The 21,759-nt window shown below is 65.5% G+C and carries 19 protein-coding genes; 6 read left to right on the top strand and 13 right to left on the bottom strand.

The genetic code is table 11. The annotated features are described in order from the left end of the window. Window positions 1-18 precede the first annotated feature (18 nt). The 5 genes from PKKP23_RS10175 to PKKP23_RS10155 form a co-directional block, all read right to left on the bottom strand. A complete protein-coding gene (locus PKKP23_RS10175; RefSeq protein WP_017772856.1) occupies window positions 19-1,107 on the bottom strand; it encodes an erythritol/L-threitol dehydrogenase in 1,089 nt (362 codons plus the stop codon). Window positions 1,108-1,168: 61 nt separating this feature from the next. After that, the gene (locus PKKP23_RS10170) at window positions 1,169-2,206 is read right to left on the bottom strand and encodes an ABC transporter permease (protein ID WP_126876779.1); all 1,038 of its coding nucleotides are present in this window, start codon (window positions 2,204-2,206) and stop codon (window positions 1,169-1,171) included. Then, a complete protein-coding gene (locus PKKP23_RS10165) occupies window positions 2,193-3,722 on the bottom strand; it encodes a sugar ABC transporter ATP-binding protein (protein WP_126876778.1) in 1,530 nt (509 codons plus the stop codon). The genes PKKP23_RS10170 and PKKP23_RS10165 overlap by 14 nt, the downstream gene beginning before the upstream one ends. 66 nt (window positions 3,723-3,788) lie before the next feature. After that, on the bottom strand, window positions 3,789-4,769 hold the full coding sequence (locus PKKP23_RS10160) for an ABC transporter substrate-binding protein (RefSeq protein ID WP_126876777.1): 981 nt from the start codon (window positions 4,767-4,769) through the stop codon (window positions 3,789-3,791). Window positions 4,770-4,868: 99 nt separating this feature from the next. Further along, complete coding sequence (locus tag PKKP23_RS10155; protein WP_161978090.1) at window positions 4,869-5,903, bottom strand: AraC family transcriptional regulator; 1,035 nt, start codon at window positions 5,901-5,903, stop codon at window positions 4,869-4,871. Window positions 5,904-6,371: 468 nt separating this feature from the next. Here PKKP23_RS10155 and dalD point away from each other — a divergent pair, with 468 nt between their 5' ends. From dalD to PKKP23_RS10140, 3 genes are all read left to right on the top strand, one after another. Further along, window positions 6,372-7,793: a D-arabinitol 4-dehydrogenase gene (dalD, locus tag PKKP23_RS10150; RefSeq protein WP_126876775.1), complete on the top strand. Its 1,422-nt coding sequence runs from the start codon at window positions 6,372-6,374 to the stop codon at window positions 7,791-7,793. 84 nt (window positions 7,794-7,877) lie between these two features. Continuing rightward, complete coding sequence (gene xylB, locus PKKP23_RS10145; RefSeq protein WP_126876774.1) at window positions 7,878-9,359, top strand: xylulokinase; 1,482 nt, start codon at window positions 7,878-7,880, stop codon at window positions 9,357-9,359. A gap of 143 nt (window positions 9,360-9,502) precedes the next feature. After that, window positions 9,503-10,456, top strand: a complete 954-nt coding sequence (locus PKKP23_RS10140) for a sugar-binding transcriptional regulator (RefSeq protein ID WP_017772848.1) — start codon at window positions 9,503-9,505, stop codon at window positions 10,454-10,456. Window positions 10,457-10,534: 78 nt separating this feature from the next. Here the strand turns inward: PKKP23_RS10140 and PKKP23_RS10135 are convergent, their stop codons facing one another. From PKKP23_RS10135 to PKKP23_RS10110, 6 genes are all read right to left on the bottom strand, one after another. Further along, entirely contained in the window at window positions 10,535-11,644 is a 1,110-nt protein-coding gene (locus PKKP23_RS10135; protein ID WP_126876773.1) for an ABC transporter ATP-binding protein, read from the bottom strand. A 94-nt stretch (window positions 11,645-11,738) separates the two neighbouring features. After that, window positions 11,739-12,455, bottom strand: a complete 717-nt coding sequence (locus PKKP23_RS10130; RefSeq protein ID WP_017772846.1) for an HAD family hydrolase — start codon at window positions 12,453-12,455, stop codon at window positions 11,739-11,741. After that, complete coding sequence (locus PKKP23_RS10125) at window positions 12,452-13,255, bottom strand: carbohydrate ABC transporter permease (RefSeq protein ID WP_176048921.1); 804 nt, start codon at window positions 13,253-13,255, stop codon at window positions 12,452-12,454. The genes PKKP23_RS10130 and PKKP23_RS10125 overlap by 4 nt, the downstream gene beginning before the upstream one ends. Window positions 13,256-13,323: 68 nt before the next feature. Beyond that, window positions 13,324-14,274, bottom strand: coding sequence for a carbohydrate ABC transporter permease (locus PKKP23_RS10120; protein WP_420873211.1), 951 nt, complete (start codon window positions 14,272-14,274; stop codon window positions 13,324-13,326). Between the two features lie 133 nt (window positions 14,275-14,407). Beyond that, complete coding sequence (locus PKKP23_RS10115; RefSeq protein ID WP_126876771.1) at window positions 14,408-15,733, bottom strand: ABC transporter substrate-binding protein; 1,326 nt, start codon at window positions 15,731-15,733, stop codon at window positions 14,408-14,410. Between the two features lie 137 nt (window positions 15,734-15,870). Then, window positions 15,871-16,653, bottom strand: a complete 783-nt coding sequence (locus PKKP23_RS10110) for an L-iditol 2-dehydrogenase (RefSeq protein ID WP_017772842.1) — start codon at window positions 16,651-16,653, stop codon at window positions 15,871-15,873. Window positions 16,654-16,975: 322 nt separating this feature from the next. Between PKKP23_RS10110 and PKKP23_RS10105 the strand changes: the two genes are divergently transcribed. From PKKP23_RS10105 to PKKP23_RS10095, 3 genes are all read left to right on the top strand, one after another. Next, on the top strand, window positions 16,976-17,902 hold the full coding sequence (locus PKKP23_RS10105) for a metal ABC transporter solute-binding protein (protein WP_126876770.1): 927 nt from the start codon (window positions 16,976-16,978) through the stop codon (window positions 17,900-17,902). An 80-nt stretch (window positions 17,903-17,982) separates the two neighbouring features. Beyond that, entirely contained in the window at window positions 17,983-18,912 is a 930-nt protein-coding gene (locus tag PKKP23_RS10100; RefSeq protein WP_126876769.1) for an ABC transporter ATP-binding protein, read from the top strand. After that, on the top strand, window positions 18,905-19,687 hold the full coding sequence (locus PKKP23_RS10095; RefSeq protein WP_026121045.1) for a metal ABC transporter permease: 783 nt from the start codon (window positions 18,905-18,907) through the stop codon (window positions 19,685-19,687). Before PKKP23_RS10100 ends, PKKP23_RS10095 begins: the two co-directional genes overlap by 8 nt. Window positions 19,688-19,770: 83 nt before the next feature. Here PKKP23_RS10095 and fghA read toward each other — a convergent pair whose 3' ends face one another. Then, window positions 19,771-20,625: an S-formylglutathione hydrolase gene (fghA, locus tag PKKP23_RS10090; protein WP_126876768.1), complete on the bottom strand. Its 855-nt coding sequence runs from the start codon at window positions 20,623-20,625 to the stop codon at window positions 19,771-19,773. 12 nt (window positions 20,626-20,637) lie between these two features. Beyond that, complete coding sequence (locus PKKP23_RS10085; protein WP_042299558.1) at window positions 20,638-21,744, bottom strand: S-(hydroxymethyl)glutathione dehydrogenase/class III alcohol dehydrogenase; 1,107 nt, start codon at window positions 21,742-21,744, stop codon at window positions 20,638-20,640. Window positions 21,745-21,759: the final 15 nt, after the last annotated feature.

The following is a 21,759-nucleotide window of genomic DNA, read 5'->3' as shown; positions in this document are numbered from 1 at the left end:
GCTGTCTCCGTAGTTCTGCTATTTGCGTGGCTTCATGAGCACCTTGATCGAATCGAGCGAGTTCGCCACCTTGATCGCCTCGTCCCATTCTTCCAGCGAAAAGCCGTGCGTGACAATCCCCTTCGACGTGACGAGCCCGCGCGCGAGCAGGTCGATGGCGATGGGGTAGCAGTACGGCCCCAGGTGCGCGCCGCGCACATCGAGTTCCTTGCGGTCGCCGATGATCGACCAGTCCACCGTGGCGTCGCTGCCGAATACGGAGAACTCGACGAAGCGGCCCAGCTTGCGGATCAGGTCCATGCCCTGGTTCACGCCCGCGGGCACGCCCGTGGTTTCGATGTAGACGTCGCAGCCGTAGTCGTTGGTGAGCGAGCGCACGATGGCGAGCGCATCTTCGCGCGTGGGATTGATCGTGACGTCCGCGCCGTATTCGCGGGCCAGTGCGAGCCGCTCTTCCACGAGGTCGATCACGACGAGTTTCTTCGGCGTCTTGAGGTGCGCCACCTGCGTCATCATGAGCCCGAGCGGCCCGGCGCCCGCGATCACCACCACGTCGTCCAGCTGGATGTCGCCGCGATTGACGGTGTGAATCGCGCACGCGAGCGGTTCGATGATCGCGGCGTCTTCGAGCGAAATGCCGTCGGGAATCTTGTGCACGATCGCCGTGGGCGGAATGCGCATGTATTCGGCCATGCCGCCGTCGGCCACTTCACGCTGAAAGCCGAAGATGTTGTGCACCTCGCACATCCAGTACTGGCCCGAGCGGCAATAGCGGCACTTGCCGCACGGCACGATCTGCTCGGCAATCACGCGTTCGCCCACTTTCACGCCGAAGTGCTCGGCGGCGCCCTCGCCCACTTCTTCCACGTAGCCGAAGAACTCGTGGCCCGGAATGACGGGTGCCTTCACCCAGGGGCTCGGGCCGCCCCAGAACATCTTTGCGCCCGAATGGCATTTGCAGTCGCTCGCGCAGATGCCGCACGCCGCAATGCGAATCACGAGTTCGTGCGCCCCCGCGCGCGGCCTGCGCACCTGCTCCACGCGATAGTCCTTCGGTGCGTGGCACACGATGGCCGTCATCTGCTGATCGTTGTCTTGAGTCGTCATGGGTTTGCCTGTTGTGTCCAGTTCACGTTCAAACGAAAGAGATTGAGAGAGCACCGCGCCCTTACTTGCGACGTTCGCGGCTGATGTAGATGGCGAGCAGGATGATTCCGCCCTTGATGACGTTCTGCACGTACGGATTCACGCCGACCATGTTCAGACCGTTGTTCAGCACGCCGAGCAACAGCGCGCCAATCAGCGTGCCGACAATCGATCCGCGTCCGCCTGAAATGGACGTGCCGCCCATCACGACGGCCGCGATGGCGTCCAGCTCGAACCCCACGCCCGCGTTCGGCTGGCCGCTCATGAGGCGCGCGGTGAGCACGATGGCCGCGAACGCAGAGGTGAGCCCAGAGAGCGTGTACACGATCAGCTTCACGCGTGCCACGCGCACGCCGGAAAGCCGCGTGGCCTGTTCGTTGCCGCCAATCGCGTAAACGTAGCGGCCAAACGGCATGCGTTCGAGCAGCAGCCACGCGAGCAGATAGACCACAAGCATGATGAGCACCGGCGCCTGGATGCCGAACACCTTGCCGCTGCCGAAGAAGCCGACCCAGTCGGGCAGGCCGTCGATGGGATAGCCACCTGTGTAGATGAGCGCGAGACCGCGCGCCACGCCCATGGTGGCCAGCGTCACGATGATGGGCGGCATGCCCGCGAAGGCCACGAAGAAGCCGTTGGCGACGCCGAACCCGAGCCCCACGGCAATGCCCACCACGAGCGCCGCCACCGCGTTCATGCCGGCCACCATGAGCCCTGCGGCCAACGTGCCGGAGAGCGCCATCACCGAGCCCACCGAGAGGTCGATGCCGCCTGTGAGAATCACGCAGGTCATGCCCACCGCGATGATCGCGTTGATGGAGACTTGTCGCAGCACGTTTTCGAGGTTCGACGCGGAGAGAAAGCTGCTGCTCGCGAACATCATCGCGACGCAGACCACGACGAGTCCGACGAACGGATAGAACAGCGTGGAGCGACGCAGCGCGTGCCAGATGCGATGCAACGAAAGCGGCTCTGGTTCGCGGCGCACCGACAAGGTCGATGCACCTGTGCCGGATGCCGATGCTGATGCTGAAGAAGAAGGTTCGTTACGCAGATTCATGTTGCACTCCGGATGCGCCAGAGGTCGCATAAGTCATCACGATGTTCGGATCGATGTCGTCGCCTTCGAGCGTCGCTTCGATGCGGCCCTGCCGGAATACGGCGACGCGGTCGCACATGCCCACGATCTCGGGCAGCTCCGACGAAATCATCACGATCGAATAGCCGCGCGCTGTGAGTTCGCGCATCAGCTGATAGATCTCGGCCTTCGCGCCCACGTCGATGCCGCGCGTGGGTTCGTCGAAGATCAGGATGTCGGCGTGGTGGTTGAGCCAGCGCGCGATCACCACCTTCTGCTGGTTGCCGCCCGAAAGCGTTTCCACGCGCGTGTCGATGGAAGGCGCCTTGACGCCTACGCGCTTCACCACGTCCGCGGTGGTGCGCGCCTCGCCGCGCCGGTCCACGAAGAAGCGCAGGCTGCGGTACTTGCCGAGGTTGTTGATGGAGATGTTGTGGCGAATCGAGAAGTCTGTAATGAGGCCTTCGGTCTTGCGGCTTTCGGGCAGGATGCCGATGCCCGCGGCGAGCGCATCGGCCGGGTCGGTGAAGTGCGCGGCCTCGCCGCGTACGCGCACTTCCCTCACGTGCGCGGGCTCGGCGCCGATCACGGCGAGCGCCGTTTCCGTTCGCCCCGATCCCACGAGTCCCGCGAAACCCAGAATCTCGCCTTCGTGCAGCGTGAAGTGGTTGACCGGTCCGTCGCGATGCAGTTGCAGCGCCTCCACTTCCAGCACCGGCTTCGCGTGGCGCGCATGCGGCGGCGTGACGGGCCTCGGCGGAAAGCTGTTTTCGATGCGCCGCCCCACCATCATCTCCACGAGCCGGCCCACGTCGGTGTCGTGCACTTCCGTCGTGCCCACGTATTGCCCGTCGCGCAGCACCGTGATTCGGTCGCATACCTCGAAGATCTCGTCGAGGTGGTGCGAGATGAAGATCATCGCCACGCCCTGCTGACGCAACTCGCGCATGATCGTGAAGAGATGCCCCGCCTCGGCGGGCGTAAGCGTCGCCGTGGGCTCGTCGAGAATCAGGATGCGCGCATCGAGCGAGAGCGCCTTGCCGATTTCCACGAACTGCTGCTGCGCCACCGAAAGCTCGCGCACCGGCACCGTGAGATCGATATCGACGTCGAGCCGCGCGAAGATCTCCGCCGCCGCGCGGCGCATGCGGGCGCGCTCCATCATGCCGAAGCGGTTGCGCAGCTCGCGCCCGAGAAACATGTTCTCCACGGGGTTCAGGTACGGAATCAGGCTGAACTCCTGAAACACGATGCCCACGCCCGCCGCCACGGCGTCGTGATAGTTCGCGAAGTGGCGCGCCTCACCATCGATCACGATGGTGCCCGCATCCGGTTGATAGATGCCGCACAGAATCTTCATGAGCGTCGATTTGCCCGCGCCGTTTTCGCCGAGCAGCGCGTGAATTTCGCCGGGCGCAACGCGCAGGTGAATGTCCTGCAGCGCCGTCACGCCGGGAAAGCGCTTCGTGATGCCGTCGAGCTGCAATATCGGTTCCATTGCCTCTTCACCTCTCGCTTTGCCTGCGACGCGCGGGTTCACGCAGCGCGCCGCAGGCGTTCACGCTTACCAGCTAAAGCCCTTCGCGTTGTCCTTGTCGACGAGCTTCACGTCCACCGGAATCGTCTTCGGCACATTGGCTCCCCACTTCTTCGCGAGCGCAATGCCGATGGCAATGCGGATCTGGTCACGCGGAAACTGCGCGGAGGTTTCGATGAACTTCGAGTTCGGCTTCTGGATCGCGGTGATGGCTTCGGGCGCGCCGTCCACGCTCGTGAGCTTGATGTCCTTGCCCGAGGATTCGATGGCCGAGAGCGCGCCCATCGACCCGCCGTCGTTCACGCTGAAGATGCCCTTCAGGGTCGAATGCGCCTGGATCATGTTCTCCGTGACGGAGAGCGCCGTGGCGCGCTCCTGCTTGCCGTTCTGCGTGTCCACCACCTTCACGTTCGGGAACTTCGCGAGCGCCGACTTGCAGCCGCGCACGCGTTCGAGAATGGGCACCACGGGAATGCCGTCGAGAATCGCCACTTCGCCGCTGCCGCCAATTGCTTTTGCGAGGTACTCGCACGACATGGCGCCCGCGTCGAAATTGCGCGAGCCGACGAACGAATCGACGGGGCCGTTCGCGTTGGCGTCCACGGCCACCACCACGACGCCCGCCTTCTTCGCCGACGTGACGGCGGACTGAATGCCCGTGGAATCCGTCGGGTTCACGAGCAGGATGTCGATCTTCTTCTGCAGCATGTCTTCCACGTCGCTCACCTGCTTGCTCACGTCGTGATGCGCGTCCGTCACCACGACCTGCGCGCCGATGGTGGCAGCCGCGTCGTTGAGCGCCTTTTGCATCGTCACGAAGTACGGGTTGTTGAGTTCCTGGAACGTCATGCCGATCTTGAGCGGCGCGGCGTTCGCAGCGGGCACGGCGCCCGCCATGAGGCCGAGCGCCAGAGCGGCGCATGCAGCAAGCGGACGCAGCGAGCGCAGCCGATGCAACCGATGCAAGGAAGGGCACGCGGGCGATGCAGTGGAAGAAAGGTGCGTCATGGTCGTCTCCGTTTTTGAGTGTGAGTCATCCCATCGCGCGGCCGGCGGCAGCGCGAGGTGGTGCAACTGCGGTGAAGAAAGGAAAGCGCGGGCGGGCGTTCAGCCCGGTGGAGCGGCGCCTGGCAAGGCACCCGGCGCGCGCAGGCCGAGCGAGCCCGGCAGGCCAGGGGAGCCTGGCGAGCGCGTGCTGGCCTGCGGAGCCGGCACGATGTCAGGCGCCCCGGCGATGCCCGTGCCGCGCGCGGCAGCTTCTTCGGATGCGACGCGGCTTGCGTCGTTCATCTGCTGGTAGCGGCGGAACATGGAAGGCGCCATGCCCTTGGCGGCGAGGAATTGGCGGTTGAAGTTCGAGAGGTTGTTGAAGCCGGTCTTGAAGCAGATGTCCGTGACGCTCAGTTCGGGGTCCATCAGCAACTCGCACGCGAGGTTGATGCGCATGCGGTTCACGTACTGCACGAACGGCAGTCCCGTGTGACGGCGGAAGTAACGCGAAAACGCACTCGGGCTCTGGCCCGCGAGGCGCGCGAGTTCGCCTTCGCGCAGGTCGGTGGCCAGGTTCTTGCCGATGTACGAGAGCACGTGGTTGATGCGCGTGGACGCGAAGCTCGCCGGATCGGCCTGGTACGCGGGGCTCGCGAGCAGCTGGCGGTCTGTGGCGTCGAAGAGCATCTGCATCATCGAGAGGAACAGCACGATGCGGCGCAGCCCGCGCGCTTCGAGCAATTCGGCGAAAAGCGGCTGGATAGCAGCGCTCGTCGCGGGCCCGAACTGCACGCCGCGGCGCGAGTCGTCGAGCAACGGCTGAAGCTGACGCCACTCGGGAAAGCTCTCGGCGCAGTGCGAAACGAACGCCTGGCCAAACTGCACGACGAGATTGCGTTGCGCGATGGTCTCGCCTTCGGGCACGTCGCTCACCCAGTTGTGCGGCAGGTTCGGCCCCATCAGCACGAGATTGCCGGGCGTGAAGCCGCCGATATAGTCGCCCACGAACATCTTGCCCGTGGTCGCGACGATCAGATGGATCTCGAATTCGGGATGAAAGTGCCAACGTACCGTGCGGTACGGATAGCCATGCGACCACACCTTGAACGATTCGTCCCGGCGGACGTCGACTACCTCCAGATCGGGTTGCACGCGTTCCTCCTGATGTCTCTCGTCGACCGGCCAGCGCATCGAGCGCGGTGGCTTTCTGTTAGGCGAAAAGGTAGTCGCCGGGCGCGCGCGGGGCCACTCGAAATGAGACCCCGGACCGATACTTTTTTGCATTCGGGTTAGTCCCGACGCGTTCCAGGTCAAATTTGGTGCAATGCAACAGCCAGAGCAGCGCGCCGGATTGCTGCGTGTGCATCTCGCCCGCCGTCGGCTTCCCTCCCTTCCAGACACGCGTCCCAAGTGCGTCTGCGCCGCGCTGCGCCACCGAAACTGGCCGGCCGCGCCTTGACTTTCGCATCGGCGAATACGATCATTCGTTCAAACGTAGAGCAATTGTTCTCTTTGCGCGCAACTTGCCCGCTCGCGAACCTCACGCTCAATTCGCCATAGAACGCACAGACGCACGCCGGTCGTGCGTCATCACGTGCGCATGCCTTTCAGGAGACGCTCATGAACACCGAACGCAGCGGTGCGAACGTGATCCTGCACATCGGTGCAGGATCGTTTCATCGCGCGCATCAGGCCTGGTATCTGCATCGCGTGAACGAGTCGCGCACGCCTAACCAGCCCGACGAGGCTGACTGGTCGCTCACCGTCGGCAACATTCGCGGCGACATGAACGCGGTACTCGACGCACTCGCCGCGCAGTCCGGCGTCTACACGCTGGAAACCGTGACGCCGCAGGGCGAGCGCGCGTACGAGACGATCCGCTCGATTCGCCGCGTACTGCCCTGGGCCGCGGACCTCGCGCCGCTCGTTGAAGCGGGCGCGGACCCGGCCTGCAAGATCATTTCGTTCACGGTGACGGAAGGCGGCTACTACCTCGACGAACACGATCGGCTCGACACGGCGAACCCCGATCTCGCGGCAGACCTCGCCGGTGGAAGCACCACGATCTACGGCGCGCTCGCCGTCATCCTCGAAGAGCGCATGCGCCGCAACGCGGGCCCCGTCACGCTGCAAAGCTGCGACAACCTGCGCAGCAACGGCAAGCGCTTTCGCGCGGGCATGACGGAGTTTCTCGACCGCCGCGGCGCGACCGCGCTGCGTCAGTGGTTCGACAGCCACACGGCGTGCCCCGAATCGATGGTGGATCGCATCACGCCGCGCCCCACGCCCGACGTGCGCGAGCGTGTGCTCGCGGCAACCGGCGTGGACGACGCGTGCCCCGTGATGGGCGAGGCGTTCATCCAGTGGGTGATCGAAGATCATTTCATCGCGGAGCGGCCCGCGTGGGAGCGCGCGGGCGCGGAGCTGGTCGAGTCGGTCATGCCTTACGAGGAAGCGAAGATCCGCATTCTCAACGCGAGCCATAGCTGCATTGCGTGGGCGGGCACACTCCTGGGCCTCGCCTACATCCACGAAGGCACCGCCGATGCCGAGATCCGCCAGTTCGCGCACGACTACGTGACCGAAGACGTGATCCCGTGCCTCACGCCCAGCCCGATCGACCTCGCGCGCTATCGCGACGTGGTGCTCGAACGCTTCGGCAATCCGTTCATTCAGGACACGAACCAGCGGGTGGCCGCAGACGGCTTCTCGAAGATTCCCGGCTTCATTGCACCCACGCTCGCGCAACGCATCGACGCAGGCATGCAGCCCACCGCAACCGCGGTACTGCCCGCGCTGTTCTTCCGCTTCCTCGAGCGCTGGCAGCGTGGCGAATTGCCGTACACGTATCAGGACGGCGTGATGGACGAACGCGCGGTGCGCGCCGTATTCGCCGCAGCCGACCCGCTCGCCGCGTTCGCCGCGGACCGTCTGCTATGGGGCCGCATGGCGGGCACGGCGGCGCTTGAAGGGGCGCTACGCGTCGCGCTCGCGCGCGTGGACGCGTGGCTCGCCAAACGAAACGCTGACGGCCGCGCATAGGGCCGAATGGGGTGAATGCGCATGGCGACACGCACGGCATGCGGCTAAAGTAGCGCATCTCCTAACGACGAAGTTTGAGCGCTCATGTACCTCGGCATCGACCTCGGCACGTCCGAAGTGAAAGTCCTGCTGCTGGCCGCCGACGGCCGCGTGGTCGGTACGGCGGGCACGCCGTTTTCGGTCTCGCGCCCGCGTCCGCGCTGGTCCGAACAGAATCCCGCGGACTGGTGGGCCGGCACGCTCAGCGCGCTGCGCACGCTGCGCGAGCGGCATCCGCAGGCGTATGCGCAGGTGCGCGGCATCGGCCTTTCGGGACAGATGCACGGCGCCGTGCTGCTCGATGCGCACGACCGCGTGCTGCGTCCCGCGATTCTCTGGAACGACATGCGCAGCGTGGACGAATGCGCGGAACTGACCGCGCGCACGCCGAAGCTGCATGACATCGCGGGCAATCTCGCCATGCCCGGCTTCACCGCGCCGAAGCTGCTGTGGGTCGCGCGCCACGAGCCGCACGTCTTTCGCGAAACGGCCTGCGTGCTGCTGCCGAAAGACTATCTGCGTCTCAAGCTGACAGGCGGCAAGGTGTCCGATCCGTCCGATGCCGCCGGCACGCTCTGGCTCGACGTCGCCAAGCGCGACTGGTCTGACGCGCTGCTCGCGGCCTGCGACATGCGCCGCTCACAGATGCCGCGTCTTGCCGAAGGCAGCGCGCCTTCGGGCACGTTGCTGCCCAACGTCGCGCGCGAACTCGGCCTCTCGCCGGAAGTGATCGTGGCTGCGGGCGGCGGCGACAACGCGACAAGCGCGATCGGCATCGGCGCCACGCAACCGGGCGACGGCTTCGTCTCGCTCGGCACCTCGGGCGTGCTGTGCGTGGTGGGCGACCGTTTCCGGCCCAATCCTGCGTCGGCCGTGCACGCGTTCTGTCATGCGATTCCCGACCGCTGGCATCAGATGAGCGTGGTGCTTTCCGCCGCAAGCTGCCTGCGCTGGGTCTGCAAGCTCACCTCCACCGACGAACCCACGCTGCTCGCCGAAGTCGAGCAACTTTCGCCCGACGCGCTCGCCACCGCACCGCTCCTTTTGCCTTACCTCTCGGGCGAGCGCACGCCGCACAACGACCCGTATGCGCAGGGCGTGTTCTTCGGCATGACGCACGCAACGGACCGCGCGCTGCTCGGCTACGCCGTGCTGGAAGGCGTGACGCTTGCGCTCACCGACGGTCTCGACGCGCTGCGTGCCGCGGGCACCGAAACAGGTCCGCTTTCGATGCTGGGCGGCGGCGCGCGCAGCCGCTACTGGGCGCAACTGCTCGCCGACGCGTTCGACACGCCCACGCGCCAGCACGGCGGCGGCGAAACGGGTGCGGCACTGGGTGCGGCGCGCCTCGGCTGGCTCGCGGCCGGCGGCGACCCGCACGTGGTGCTGACGAAGCCGCCCGTGCTAGCGGAATTCACGCCGAATCGCGAGCGCCATGTCGCCTTGCGCGCGCGGCTCGACAGTTTTCGCGCGTTGTACCGGCATGTGCGTCCGCTCTTCGATCCGTCGCGAGAGCGGCTCGCCTAGCCTCGCGTCGCGTCACGCAGTTGCCACGCGCAACGTGACGCGAGTGCTCCCGAAGCGCACGAAAATGCCCTTCCCGCCGCTGGTATAGTCGCGCATCCGGTAAAGCCAGCAGGCGCCGCCCAGGTCTTTCGAGACGAATCATCGTGCCCAAGTCATCCGAAAAACTCGACCTCGCTACTCGCGCCGCGTGGCTCTACTACGTAGCGGGCAACACGCAGAACGAAATTGCCGAGAAGTTGCAGGTCTCGCGGCCCGTCGCGCAGCGGCTCGTGGCGTTCGCGGTCGAAAAGAACCTGATCCGGGTGCGCGTGGATCACCGGCTCGCCGATTGCCTCGCGCTTGCCGACCGTCTCTCGAAGCGCTACGGCCTCACGGTGTGCGAGGTGGTGCCCGTGGACCACGACAGCCCCGAAGAGATCGACCGCAAGCTCGCCGTGGCGGGCGCCCAGGTCATGGAGCGCTACCTCACCGAAGAAAAGCCGATGGTGATCGCCGTGAGCAGCGGCCGCACGCTGAAGGCCGCCGTCGATCAGATCGCGCAGCTCGACCGTCCGCAGCATCGGCTCGTTTCGATGGTGGGCGCGATTGCGCAGGACGGCTCGTCGAACCGCTACGACGTCGCGCTGCATATTTCGGAGAAGACGGGCGGCAAGCACTTTCTGCTGCCGGCGCCGCTCATTGCCGACAACGAGGCCGAACGCGCGCAATGGTGCAATCACCGGCTCTATCGGATCGTGGAAGGGCTTTCGGGCGAAGCGGACGTGGCGTTCGTGGGCATCGGCAACATCGGGCCGAACTGTCCGCTGCACGAAGACGGCTTCATTACGTCAGCCGAAGTGCGCGAGTTGACGCAACTGGGCGCGGTGGCGGAAATGCTGGGCTTGCCGATCGACGCTTCCGGCCGTCGCGTGGAATCGCCCACGGGACGGCGCGTGACGAGCATCCGGCTGGATTCGCCGCCTCTCCGCCCCACCATCGGCTTTGCGGGCGGCGAGCGCAAGCGCCAGGCGGTACTCGCGGCGCTCAAGGGCGGCTGGCTCTCGGGGCTCGTCACGGACGAGCTTTCTGCACAGGCGGCGCTGGAAGAGAGCCTTTAATCGCTCTTGAACGGCCCTCTCCATCGCGCCGGCTTCAATCCGGTATCAAGCCGATGTCAAGCCGATATCAAGCCGATATCAAGCCGCCAGCACCTCCACGATCTTGCGCGCGAACGCCTGCCCGTTTGCATCGAACAGATGGCAATGCTCGGGCGCGGCGCCGAGCATCAGCGTCTCACCGTGCTCGTGCTTTTCGAGCGGCGGAATGCGTGCAATCAGCCCGTCCGGCGCCACCGACGACTCCGCATACAGATAGGCCGCGTCGCCGAGCGATTCCACCGTCATCGTGCGAGCGCTCACGCCGTACTCGCCCGCGCCCACGTGCAAGTGCTCGGGCCGAATGCCCACGGACACCTTGTCGCCCTCGCGCGCCGCGCCCGGCTCTACGGCAACCTTCTGCGTCTCGCCCGTCGCAAAGGCCACGAGTACGCCGTCGCGCGATACGGACCGCACCACGCCGTCGAGGAAATTCATCTTCGGCGAGCCGATGAAGCCCGCCACGAAGCGATTGGCCGGCGCGTGATAGAGCAGGTTCGGCGAACCCACCTGTTCGACGTTGCCCGCGGAGAGCACGACGATCTTGTCGGCGAGCGTCATGGCTTCCACCTGGTCGTGCGTCACGTAGATCATCGTGGTCTTCAGCTCGTCGTGCAGACGCGCGAACTCGAGGCGCATCTTCACGCGCAGCGCGGCGTCGAGATTCGAAAGCGGCTCGTCGAACAGAAAGACCTTCGGCTTGCGCGTGATCGCGCGGCCAATGGCCACGCGTTGACGCTGGCCGCCCGACAGCTGCTTCGGCTTGCGGTCGAGCAGATGGTCGATGTGCAGGATCTTCGCGGCGTTCTTCACGGCCGCATCGATCTCGGGCTTCTTCGCGCCCGCGAGCTTGAGGCCGAACGCCATGTTGTCGTAGAGCGTCATGTGCGGATAGAGCGCGTACGACTGGAACACCATCGCGATGCCGCGCTTGGCGGGCGGCACTTCGTTCATGCGCGAGCCGTCGATCATGAGGTCGCCCCCGCTGATTTCTTCGAGCCCCGCGATCATGCGCATCAGCGTGGATTTCCCGCATCCGCTCGGGCCGACGAACACGACGAACTCGCCGTCGGCGATGTCGAGGTTCACGTTGCGCAGCACTTCGTTGTCGTCGTAGCGCTTGTTCACGTTACGCAAGGTCACGCTTGCCATGATGTGTCTCCGAATTTTGCGGGTGTTGCGGGTACTGCTTGGACTGCCCGTTGCACTTTCCGTCGTCTCGCACTGAGGCGCTGTCTCGCGAGACTCAATACGAGCCCACTGCCGCACGCTGCTGCCACTGCGCGGCAAGCGCGGGCAGCTCGCGCATGTCGTCGAATACGTAATGCGCACCGGCGGACTGCAGCGCGCTCGCCTGGTGCCCGCCGACATGCGTGCCGCCGATGAAACCCAGCACCGTCATGCCGGCCGCGCTCGCGGCCGTCACGCCCGTCACGCTGTCTTCCACCACGAGGCACGCGTGCGGCGCGAGACCGAGCCCTTGCGCCGCAGCCAGGTAAACGTCGGGCGCGGGCTTGGGCTGCGCAACGGCGTCCGCGCAAAAGAGCCGCTCGCCGAAAAACGTGGCGAGCCCCGTGCGCGTAAGCACGGTGCGCACGTAGGCGCGGTAGCTGTTGCTCGCGCAGGCCTTGGTGAACGGAATCTGCTCGAGCGCGGCGGCCACGCCTTGCACGGTGGGCGCATCCACGGCGGCGGCTTCCACGGTGCTGCGGATGGCCGCCACTTCGTCGTCGCCCAACGTCCTGCCAAGCTGGCCCGCCGCGCCTTGCAGCACACGCTCGATACGCAGGCCGAGCAGCGGCATGACGACCGGCTCCACTGCGGCGTCGGGCCAGCGCGCTTCGAGTTCGCGCACCAGCACGCGCGCCGCCACGGCTTCGCTGTCGATCAGCACGCCATCGCAGTCGCAGATCAGCGCGAGCGCAGTGGCATCGCGCGCTGCCGTCGTTACCGCTGCCGTCATTTGACCGCCCCGAACGTGAGGCCGCGCACCAGCTGCTTCTGCGAAAGCCAGCCGACGATCAGAATGGGCGCCACCGCGAGCAGCGAAGCGGCCGAAAGCTTCGCCCAGAACAACCCTTCAGGGCTCGAATACGACGCGATGAATACGGTCAACGGCGCCGCGTGGGAACTCGACAGATTGATGCTCCAGAACGCCTCGTTCCACGAGAGGATCACGAGCAAGAGCGCCGTCGAGGCAAGCCCGGGCAACGCCATCGGCATCAGCAGATAGACGATTTCCTGCCAGGTCGCGGCGCCGTCGATGCGGCCCGCTTCCAGGATGTCGCGCGGTATCTCGTTGAAGTACGTGAAGGCCATCCACACCGCAATGGGCAGATTGATGAGCGAGTAGACGATCACGAGGCCCCACACCGTATCCAGCAGGCCGCTGTTTTTCCAGAGCACGTAGATGGGCACGAGCACGCCGACGGACGGCATCATCTTCGTCGAGAGCATCCACAGCAGGATCTTCTGCGTGCGGTGGTCGGGGAAGAACGCCATCGCGTAAGCCGCGGGCACCGCGAACAGCAGGCAGATGACGGTAACGCCCACGGAGATCAGCACCGAATTCCAGGCGAACGCGAAGTAATCGCTGCGTGCGAAGACCTCGCGAAAACTCTCCAGCGTCGGCATGAAGAAAAGCGTCGACGCGTACGCCTGCTGTTCGGTCTTGAACGCCGTAATGGCCATCCAGAAGATCGGGAAGAACAGCAGCAGCGCGATTAGCCACGCGAGAATGCCTGGAATGCTGCGGCGGATCATGGCGAGCGGCGAAGCGCCGGGCGCGCGCGCCACCGCAGCGGAAGGAGCGGAAGAAGCAGCAAGCTGGCTCATTTTTCGTACTCCCCTTTCAGGTTCCTCGCGAGCATGCGCACGAGGAAGAACGACACGATGTTCGCGAGCACCACGGCGAGAATGCCGCCCGCCGACGCAATGCCGACGTCGAACTGCTGCAGGCCCATCGAATAGATCAGATACGAGAGGTTGGTCGTGGCGTTGCCGGGACCGCCGCCTGTCGTCGTGTAGATCTCCGCGAAGATCGAGAGCAGGAAGATGGTCTCCATCATGACCACCACGGCGATGGCGCGCTTCAGGTGCGGCAGCGTGATGTAGAAGAACATCGAGAAAGCCCCGGCGCCATCGATGCGCGCCGCTTCCTTCTGTTCCTGGTCGAGCGACTGAATGGCCGTGAAGAGGATCAGGAACGCGAACGGCAGCCACTGCCACGCCACGATCATGATGACGGCCGTGAGCGGGTACTGGGCGAACCAGTCGATGGGCGTGAGGCCCAGCGCGCGCATGCCCGCGGCCACGAGTCCGTACACGGGGTGCAGGATCATGTTCTTCCAGATCAGCGCGCTCACCGTGGGCATCACGAAGAACGGCGCGATGGCGAGCAGTCGCGCCACGCCCTGGCCGTAGAACTTGCGGTCGAACAGCACCGCCATCAGCACGCCGCCCACCACGGTAATCACCAGCACCGCGCCGATCAGTTCGAGCGTGTGGGCGATGGAGGGCAGGAACGACGGATCGGTGGCGAGAAAACGGTAGTTGTCGAGGCCCGCGAAGCCCTTCACATCAGGGTTCAGCAGGTTGTAGCGCGAGAACGAATACCAGATGGTCATCGCGAGCGGAATGGCCATCCAGAGCAGCAGGACTGCGACGGACGGCGTCATCAGCCAGCGCGACGGACGGCGCTTGCCGACTTCGCTCGCCTCTACGGTGGTTTCGCGGTGGACGTGCATGAGGGGGAGATGGAGATGACGCATGATCGTGACCACCCTTCGGTTGGAGCGGGCCCGGAAGTGCTGCGGCCCGCTCGGGTGCTACGGGTTCCGGCTGAGACGCAACATGCCAAGTACGATTGCGCCGCGGCCGGAACGCTTGCTGCGGGTTACTTCAAGTCACTTCAAGTTACTTCAGATAGCCGGCCTGGCGCACGGCGCGATCCGCCGTGGCGTTGCCTGCCTGCAGTGCCTGGTCGACCGACATCTGGCCTGCCAGCGCACCGGCAATGCTTTGACCCACCACGGTACCGAACGACTGGAACTCAGGGATGCCAACGAATTGCACGCCCGTGTACGGCACCTTTTGCGCGGTCGGCGAATTCGGGTCGGCGGTCTGGATCGCCTTCAGCACGAACTCGGAAAACGGCGCCGCCTGCTTGTACTCGGCGCGCTGATAGGTGGATTCACGCGTACCCGGCGGCACCGATGCCCAGCCCTCGTCCTTGGCCACCATCTCGATGTAGCCCTTCGACGTGGCCCACGTGATGAACTTCTTCGCCGCGTCCTGCTGCTTCGAGGACTTCGGAATGGCGAGCGCCCACGACCACAGCCAGTGCGAGCCCTTCGGCGTGACTTCGACCGGCGCCGCGGCAAAGCCGATCTTGTCGGCCACCTGCGACTGCTGCTTGTTGTAGAGCATGCCGGCGGCCACGGTCGCATCGATCCACATGGCGCACTTGCCCGACGACATCAGCGTGAGGTTTTCGTTGAAGCCGTTCGAGCTGGCTCCCGGCGGGCCGTCCTTCTTCAGCAGGTCGACATAGAAGTTCACCGCCTTCTTCCACTCGGGCGAGGTGAGCTGCGCGTTCCACTTCTCGTCGAACCAGCGGCCGCCGAAGGTGTTCACGAGCGTCGTGACGTAGGCCATGTTCTCGCCCCAGCCGGCCTTGCCGCGCAGGCAGATGCCGTAGGTGCCGCTGGCCTTGTCCGTGAGCTTGTCGGCGAACTGGGCGATCTGGTCGTAGGTGGGCTGGTCGGGCATCTTGAGTCCCTTGGCCGCGAACAGGTCCTTGCGATAGAACGTCATGGAGCTTTCGACGTAGAACGGCAGCGCGTAGAGCGTGCCGTTGTACGAGAGACCATCGCGCGCGGTCTTCACGACGTCGTTGAGGTCGTAGTCGGCGGGCAGGTTCGACATCGGCGAAAGCCAGCCGCGTTTGCCCCACTGCGGCGTTTCGTAGGTGCCGATCATCATCACGTCGAACTGGCCGCTGTTGGTCGTGATGTCGGTGGTGGCGCGCTGGCGCAGCACGTTCTCTTCGAGAATCACCCAGTTGAGCTTGATGTCCGGATTCGCCTTTTCGAACGCGGGCGAGAGCTTCTTCAGCTCGATCATGTCGGGGTTGTTCAACATGGCGATCGTCACCGTCGCGGCAGAGGCGCTCGCGGCCGCGGCGCATCCGACGGCGCCGACGGCGAACGCCCGAAGCGCGGTTCTCAAGGCTCGTTTCATGACTTGTCTCCTGTATGGACTGCGTTATGGCGGGCCGTCGCAAGGCCCTTCTTGATGGACGGAACAACAGACGCCGCGGCCGCGCGCAGCGCGATCTGGATTCAACTTCGGACCTGACTTCGGCCTCGACTTCGGACTCAACTCATCCAGTTGCCGCCGTCGACGTTCAGCGTCTGGGCGGTGATGTAGTCGGCGTCGGCGGAAGCGAGAAACAGCGCCGCGCCCGTGAGGTCGCCGGGCAGCCCCATGCGGCCAAGCGGCACGGCTTCGCCCACGAGCCGCTTCTTCTCGCCCACGGGACGGTTCTCGTAGCGGGCGAAGAGCGCATCGACCTGATCCCACATCGGGGTATCGACGACGCCCGGGGCGATGCCGTTCACGTTGATTCTGTGCGGCGCAAGCGCGAGCGCCGCGGACTGCGTGTAGCTGATGACAGCGGCCTTGGTCGCGCAGTAGTGCGAGACCAGCGCCTCGCCGCGGCGCCCGGCCTGCGACGACATGTTGATGATCTTGCCGCCGTCGCCCTGGCTCACCATCTGGCGCGCCACGGCCTGCATGAGGAAGAACAGGCCCTTCACGTTGACGGCGAAGAGCTTGTCGAAGATGTCCCAGGATTCGTCGAGCAGCGGCCGCATGTCGAAGAGCGCCGCGTTGTTGAAGAGCACGTCGATGCGGCCGAAGCGCGCCACGGTGGCGGCAACGATGCGCTCAATATCTTCGCGCCGCGTGACGTCTGCATGAAGGGGGAGCAAGCGGTCGCCGTACTCGCGGGCAAGCTGGGGCGCGATGCCTTCGGCCGGCTTCAGGTCCACGAGCGCGCAACGCGCTCCTTCTTCCAGATAGCGCCGGGCCACCGCTTCGCCAATGCCGCTTGCTGCGCCGGTCAGAATCGCAACCTTGTCCTGCAATCGCGCTGCCACTCGCTGTCTCCTGATCGTTCTGCCGTCCACGCAGCGAGCGAACGCCCATCACGCGAACAATTGCTCTGTTTGTGATCGAATGATCGGATACGAGTCGGATCATGTCAAGGCGCGACGTGACATTTCGATGGTGCGGCGCGCAAGGTCCGCGACATGGCTGTACGGCAGAGGTGCCGAAAGATAGTGATACGTTATATCATCCCGATTTCGTGTCGCGCGCCGTCACGAGCCCATGCCGGAAAACGGCGAATGCAACGCCACGGCGCGGCGGGAACGCCGTAACGAACGCAACCCTCCTCAACCTCGAAGCCCGGGAACAACCATGAAGACAGCCCACTCGCTGTGGAATCTGCTGCGTCGCAGCATGCGCCTGCCCGCCCTCCTCGCGGCCAGCGCCGCGGCCCTTGCCATGAGCCATGCGGCGCTCGCGCAGGAAAGCAAAGTGCCCGTCGTGGCAGCGGAAAACTTCTACGGCGACGTGGTGCGGCAGATCGGTGGCCGCTACGTGGACGTGACCAGCATCCTCTCGAATCCGGACCAGGATCCGCATCTCTTCGAGGCCAGCCCGAAGACGGCGCGCGCGCTCCAGCAGGCCAGCATCGTGGTCTACAACGGCGCCGACTACGACCCGTGGATGACGAAGCTCCTCGCCGTGTCGAAGAGCAGCAAGCGGGCGACGATCGTGGCCGCCGATCTCGTCGGCAAGAAGGCCGGCGACAATCCGCACCTCTGGTACGACCCGGCGACGATGCCGGCCGTGGCGCGCGCCATCGGCTCGGCGCTCTCGGCCGCAGACCCCTCGCACAAGAACGTGTACGATGCCAACCTTGCAACGTTTCTCGGGTCGCTGAAGGGCATCAACGACAAGGTCGCGGCCATGCACGCGCGTTACGCGGGCCAGCCGGTGACGGCCACGGAGCCGGTGTTCGGCTATATGTCCGACGCGATCGGGCTTGCGATGCGCAACCTGCACTTCCAGCTCGCCACGATGAACGACACGGAAGCGAGCCCCTCGGACATCGCCGCCTTCGAACGCGATCTGCGCGAGCGGCAAGTCCGGGTGCTGATCTATAACAGTCAGGCCACCGAGGCGCTCACGAAACGCATGCTGAAACTCGCGCAGGATTCACACGTGCCGAGCGTGAGCGTCACCGAAACGGAGCCGGCCGGCATGACGTTCCAGCAGTGGATGCTGGCGCAGCTGACCGCGCTCGACAAGGCGCTGGCCTCGGGCGCCGCGGCAAAGTAGCTCGCGGTAGCCCGCAACGGTCAACAGCCGGCAGCCAATGCAGCAAAGCAGCACCAGGCAGTAGCAAAGGGAACCCATACATGAACGTGACTGGCCGCGCGCCATCCGAAAGCGCTCGCGATCCGGCCATTGCGCCCGTGCTCGAGCTCGATCGCGTCACCATCGAGCTGGGTGGGCGCGTCATTCTGCGCGACACGAGCTTCACCGTGAATCAGGGCGAGTTCATTGGCGTGCTGGGGTCGAACGGCGCCGGCAAGACCACGTTGATGCGCGCCGTGCTCGGTCTCGTGCCCGCGGCGCAAGGCACGATTCGCGTACTGGGCGAGCCGGTGATGCGCGGCAACGCGTCGATCGGCTACATGCCGCAGACGCGCAGCGCGCTTGCGGGCCGGCGCATTCGCGGCCGCGAATTCGTCGCAATGGCCGCGGACGGTCACCGCTGGGGCCTGCCTCATACGGATGCCGCCACGCGCGCCGACGTCGACCGCGTGCTCGAACTCGTGGGCGCCCGCTCGCTCGCGAAGCGTCCGCTCTTCGAGCTATCCGGTGGAGAACGGCAGCGCCTGCTGCTCGCGCAATGCCTGCTCGGCAAACCGCAACTGCTGCTGCTCGACGAACCGCTCATCAGCCTCGATCCGCATCATCAGCGCAGCGTCGTCGAACTCGTACGCGAGGTGCAGCGCGAACTCGGCATCGCGGTGCTGTTTTCGGCGCATGAACTCAACCCGCTACTGAATGCGCTCGACCGCGTGCTGTATCTCGGCAACAGCGTGGCGGCGCTCGGCACCGTCGATGAAGTCATCACCGCGCCCGTGCTCACGCGGCTCTATGGCTCGCCCATCGACGTGATGCGCGTGAAAGGCCGCATCTTCGTGATGTCCGGCGACGTCGAAATCGAAAAACACGACCACGGCCACGAAGACGAGCACGAACATGCGCCGGGCCACGAAAGCCACCGCCACGATCACGGTCACGGCAGCCATCCACACGATCACACGCACGATGTTTGAATACGACTTCATGGTGAACGCCTTCGCGGCGTCGGGGATTGTCGCGGTGCTGGCGGGCGTGGTCGGCTACTTCCTCGTGCTGCGGGGGCAGACGTTCGCGGGGCACGCGCTCTCGCACGTCGGCTTCACTGGTGCGACGGGCGCGGTGCTGCTCGGCATCTCGCCGCTCTGGGGCATGGTGGGCTTCACGTTCGCGGCGGGCATGTGCATGGGCGCGCTCGGCGAACGGCTGGCCGGCCGCGACGTCGCGATCGGCGTCACGCTCTCGCTCGCACTGGGCTTCGGGCTGCTGTTCCTGCACTTCTTCACGCAGTACGCAACGCAAGTGACAGCGCTGCTGTTCGGCAACGTGCTGGGCGTGAGCGGACCGACGCTCGTCGTGCTGGCGGCGCTCGCCGTGGTGAGCCTTGCCGCGCTGGCGGCCATCGCGCGGCCCTTGCTGTTTGCCTCGCTCCAGCCTGAGCTTGCGGAGGCGAAGGGCGTATCGCTGCGGCTCGTCTCGACGCTGTTTCTCGCCGTGACGGCGCTCGCCGTGGCCGCGTGCACGCAGATCGTGGGCGTGCTGCTCGTGTTCACGTTGATGGTGGGCCCGGCTGCCGCGGCGCAAAACCTCACGACGCGGCTTTCCACCGGGCTTGCGCTCGCCGCGCTGTTCGCGCTCGCCCAGGCGTGGCTGGGCGTGACGCTCGCCTTTTATACCGACTGGCCCACGAGCTTCTGGATCACCGCGCTTGCGGCGGCGGTCTACGGTGCGAGCCTGTTGCGCAGACGCTAGAAGTCAGACGCCGTCATATGCAGCCGCGCGCGGCGTGAGAGCCGCGCGCTTCCTTAGCCCTGAGCGGAGCCCCTCAGCAACCTTCAACGACAGAGCACCCTGGCGTGATGCGCCAGATGGTCTTCGATGAACGTCGAGATGAAGAAGTACCCGTGGTCATAGCCCGCGTGACGGCGCAGCGTGAGCGGCTGCCCCGCCTGCCTGCACGCGGCCTCGAACACGTCGGGATTGAGCTGGTTCACAAGGAACTGATCGTCGAGCCCCTGATCGACCAGAATGCCCTCGCTAAACCGCGCGCCCAGCTTCGTTACGAGTTCGCTCGTGTCGTAGTCGCGCCACGCCTCGCGGTCGTCGCCCAGGTAGCCGCCGAACGCCTTCTCGCCCCACGGGCAGCGCATGGGCGCGGCAATGGGCGCAAACGCCGATACCGACCGATAGATCTCCGGGTTACGCAACGCCAGCATCAGCGCACCGTGCCCGCCCATGGAATGACCGAAGATGCCGAGCCGCGCGCCGTCCACGGGCAGTTCGGCCAGCAGGGTCTGCCGCAACTCGTCGCGCACGTACGAGTACATGCGATAGTGCTGCGCCCACGGCTCGCGCGTGGCATCCACGTAGAAGCCCGCGCCCACGCCGAAGTCCCACGAATCGGTCTCGCCCGGCACACCGGCGCCGCGCGGACTCGTGTCCGGCGCAATCAGCGCGATGCCGTGCTGCGCCGCGACGCGCTGCGCGCCGGCCTTGATCGGAAAAGTTTCTTCCGTGCAGGTGAGCCCGGCCAGATAGAACAGCGCCGGCACGCGCGGCGCGCCCGCCTGCAACGCCTGCGGCGGCAGGTAGACCGAGAAGCGCATCGGCAGCCCGATGGCCGCGGACGCGTGACGGTAGATGCGCTGCACGCCGCCGTGGCAGCCGTGCGTTTCAACGAGTTCCAGCATCGCGTGCTCCTGTCAGTACAGCACCACTGAACGGATCGACTCGCCCCGCTTCATCAGATCGAAGCCTTCGTTGATCTTCTCGAGCGGCAGCGTGTGCGTGATGAGGTCGTCGATGTTGAGCTTGCCTTCCATGTACCAGTCGACGATCTTCGGCACGTCCGTGCGGCCGCGCGCGCCGCCGAACGCCGAGCCCTTCCACTGGCGGCCCGTCACGAGCTGGAACGGACGCGTGCTGATTTCCTCGCCCGCCGCCGCCACGCCGATGATGAACGACTGCCCCCAGCCCTTGTGCGTGCATTCCAGCGCCTCACGCATCAGCTTCACGTTGCCCACGCACTCGAACGAGTAGTCGGCGCCGCCGTCGGTGAGCTGCACGATGTGATCGACCACGTTCTCCACTTCGTTCGGATTCACGAAGTGCGTCATGCCGAACTTCTTCGCGAGTTCCACGCGCTTCGGGTTGATGTCAACGCCGATGATCTTGTCCGCGCCCACCATCTTCGCGCCCTGGATCACGTTGAGGCCAATGCCGCCCAGCCCGAACACGACGACGTTCGCGCCCGCCTCGACCTTCGCCGAATAGACCACCGCGCCCACGCCCGTGGTCACGCCGCAGCCGATGTAGCAGACCTTGTCGAACGGTGCGTCTTCGCGGATCTTCGCCACCGCGATCTCGGGCACGACGATGTAGTTCGAGAACGTCGAGGTACCCATGTAGTGAAAGAGCGGCTTGCCGCCGAGCGAGAAGCGCGAGGTCGCGTCGGGCATCAAGCCCTTGCCCTGCGTGGCGCGAATAGCCTGGCACAGGTTCGTCTTGCGCGAGAGGCAGAACTTGCACTGACGGCATTCGGGCGTGTAGAGCGGAATCACGTGGTCGCCCTTCTTCAGCGTGCCGACGCCAGGCCCCACGTCCACGACGATGCCCGCGCCTTCGTGGCCGAGAATCGCGGGGAAAAGCCCTTCGGGGTCGGCGCCCGAGAGCGTGTAGTAGTCGGTGTGGCAGATGCCGGTGGCCTTCACCTCGATCAGCACCTCGCCCGCACGCGGGCCTTCGAGATCGACTTCTTCGATCGTCAGCGGGGCGCCGGCCTTCCATGCAACGGCTGCTTTCGTCTTCATTGTGTTTCGCTCCTT

Source organism: Paraburkholderia kururiensis JCM 10599 = LMG 19447, from assembly GCF_003986935.1.
GTDB classification, from domain to species: Bacteria; Pseudomonadota; Gammaproteobacteria; order Burkholderiales; family Burkholderiaceae; genus Paraburkholderia; species Paraburkholderia kururiensis.
Note: the sequence above shows the minus strand (reverse complement) of the source record. Positions and strands in the feature narration are given on the sequence as shown.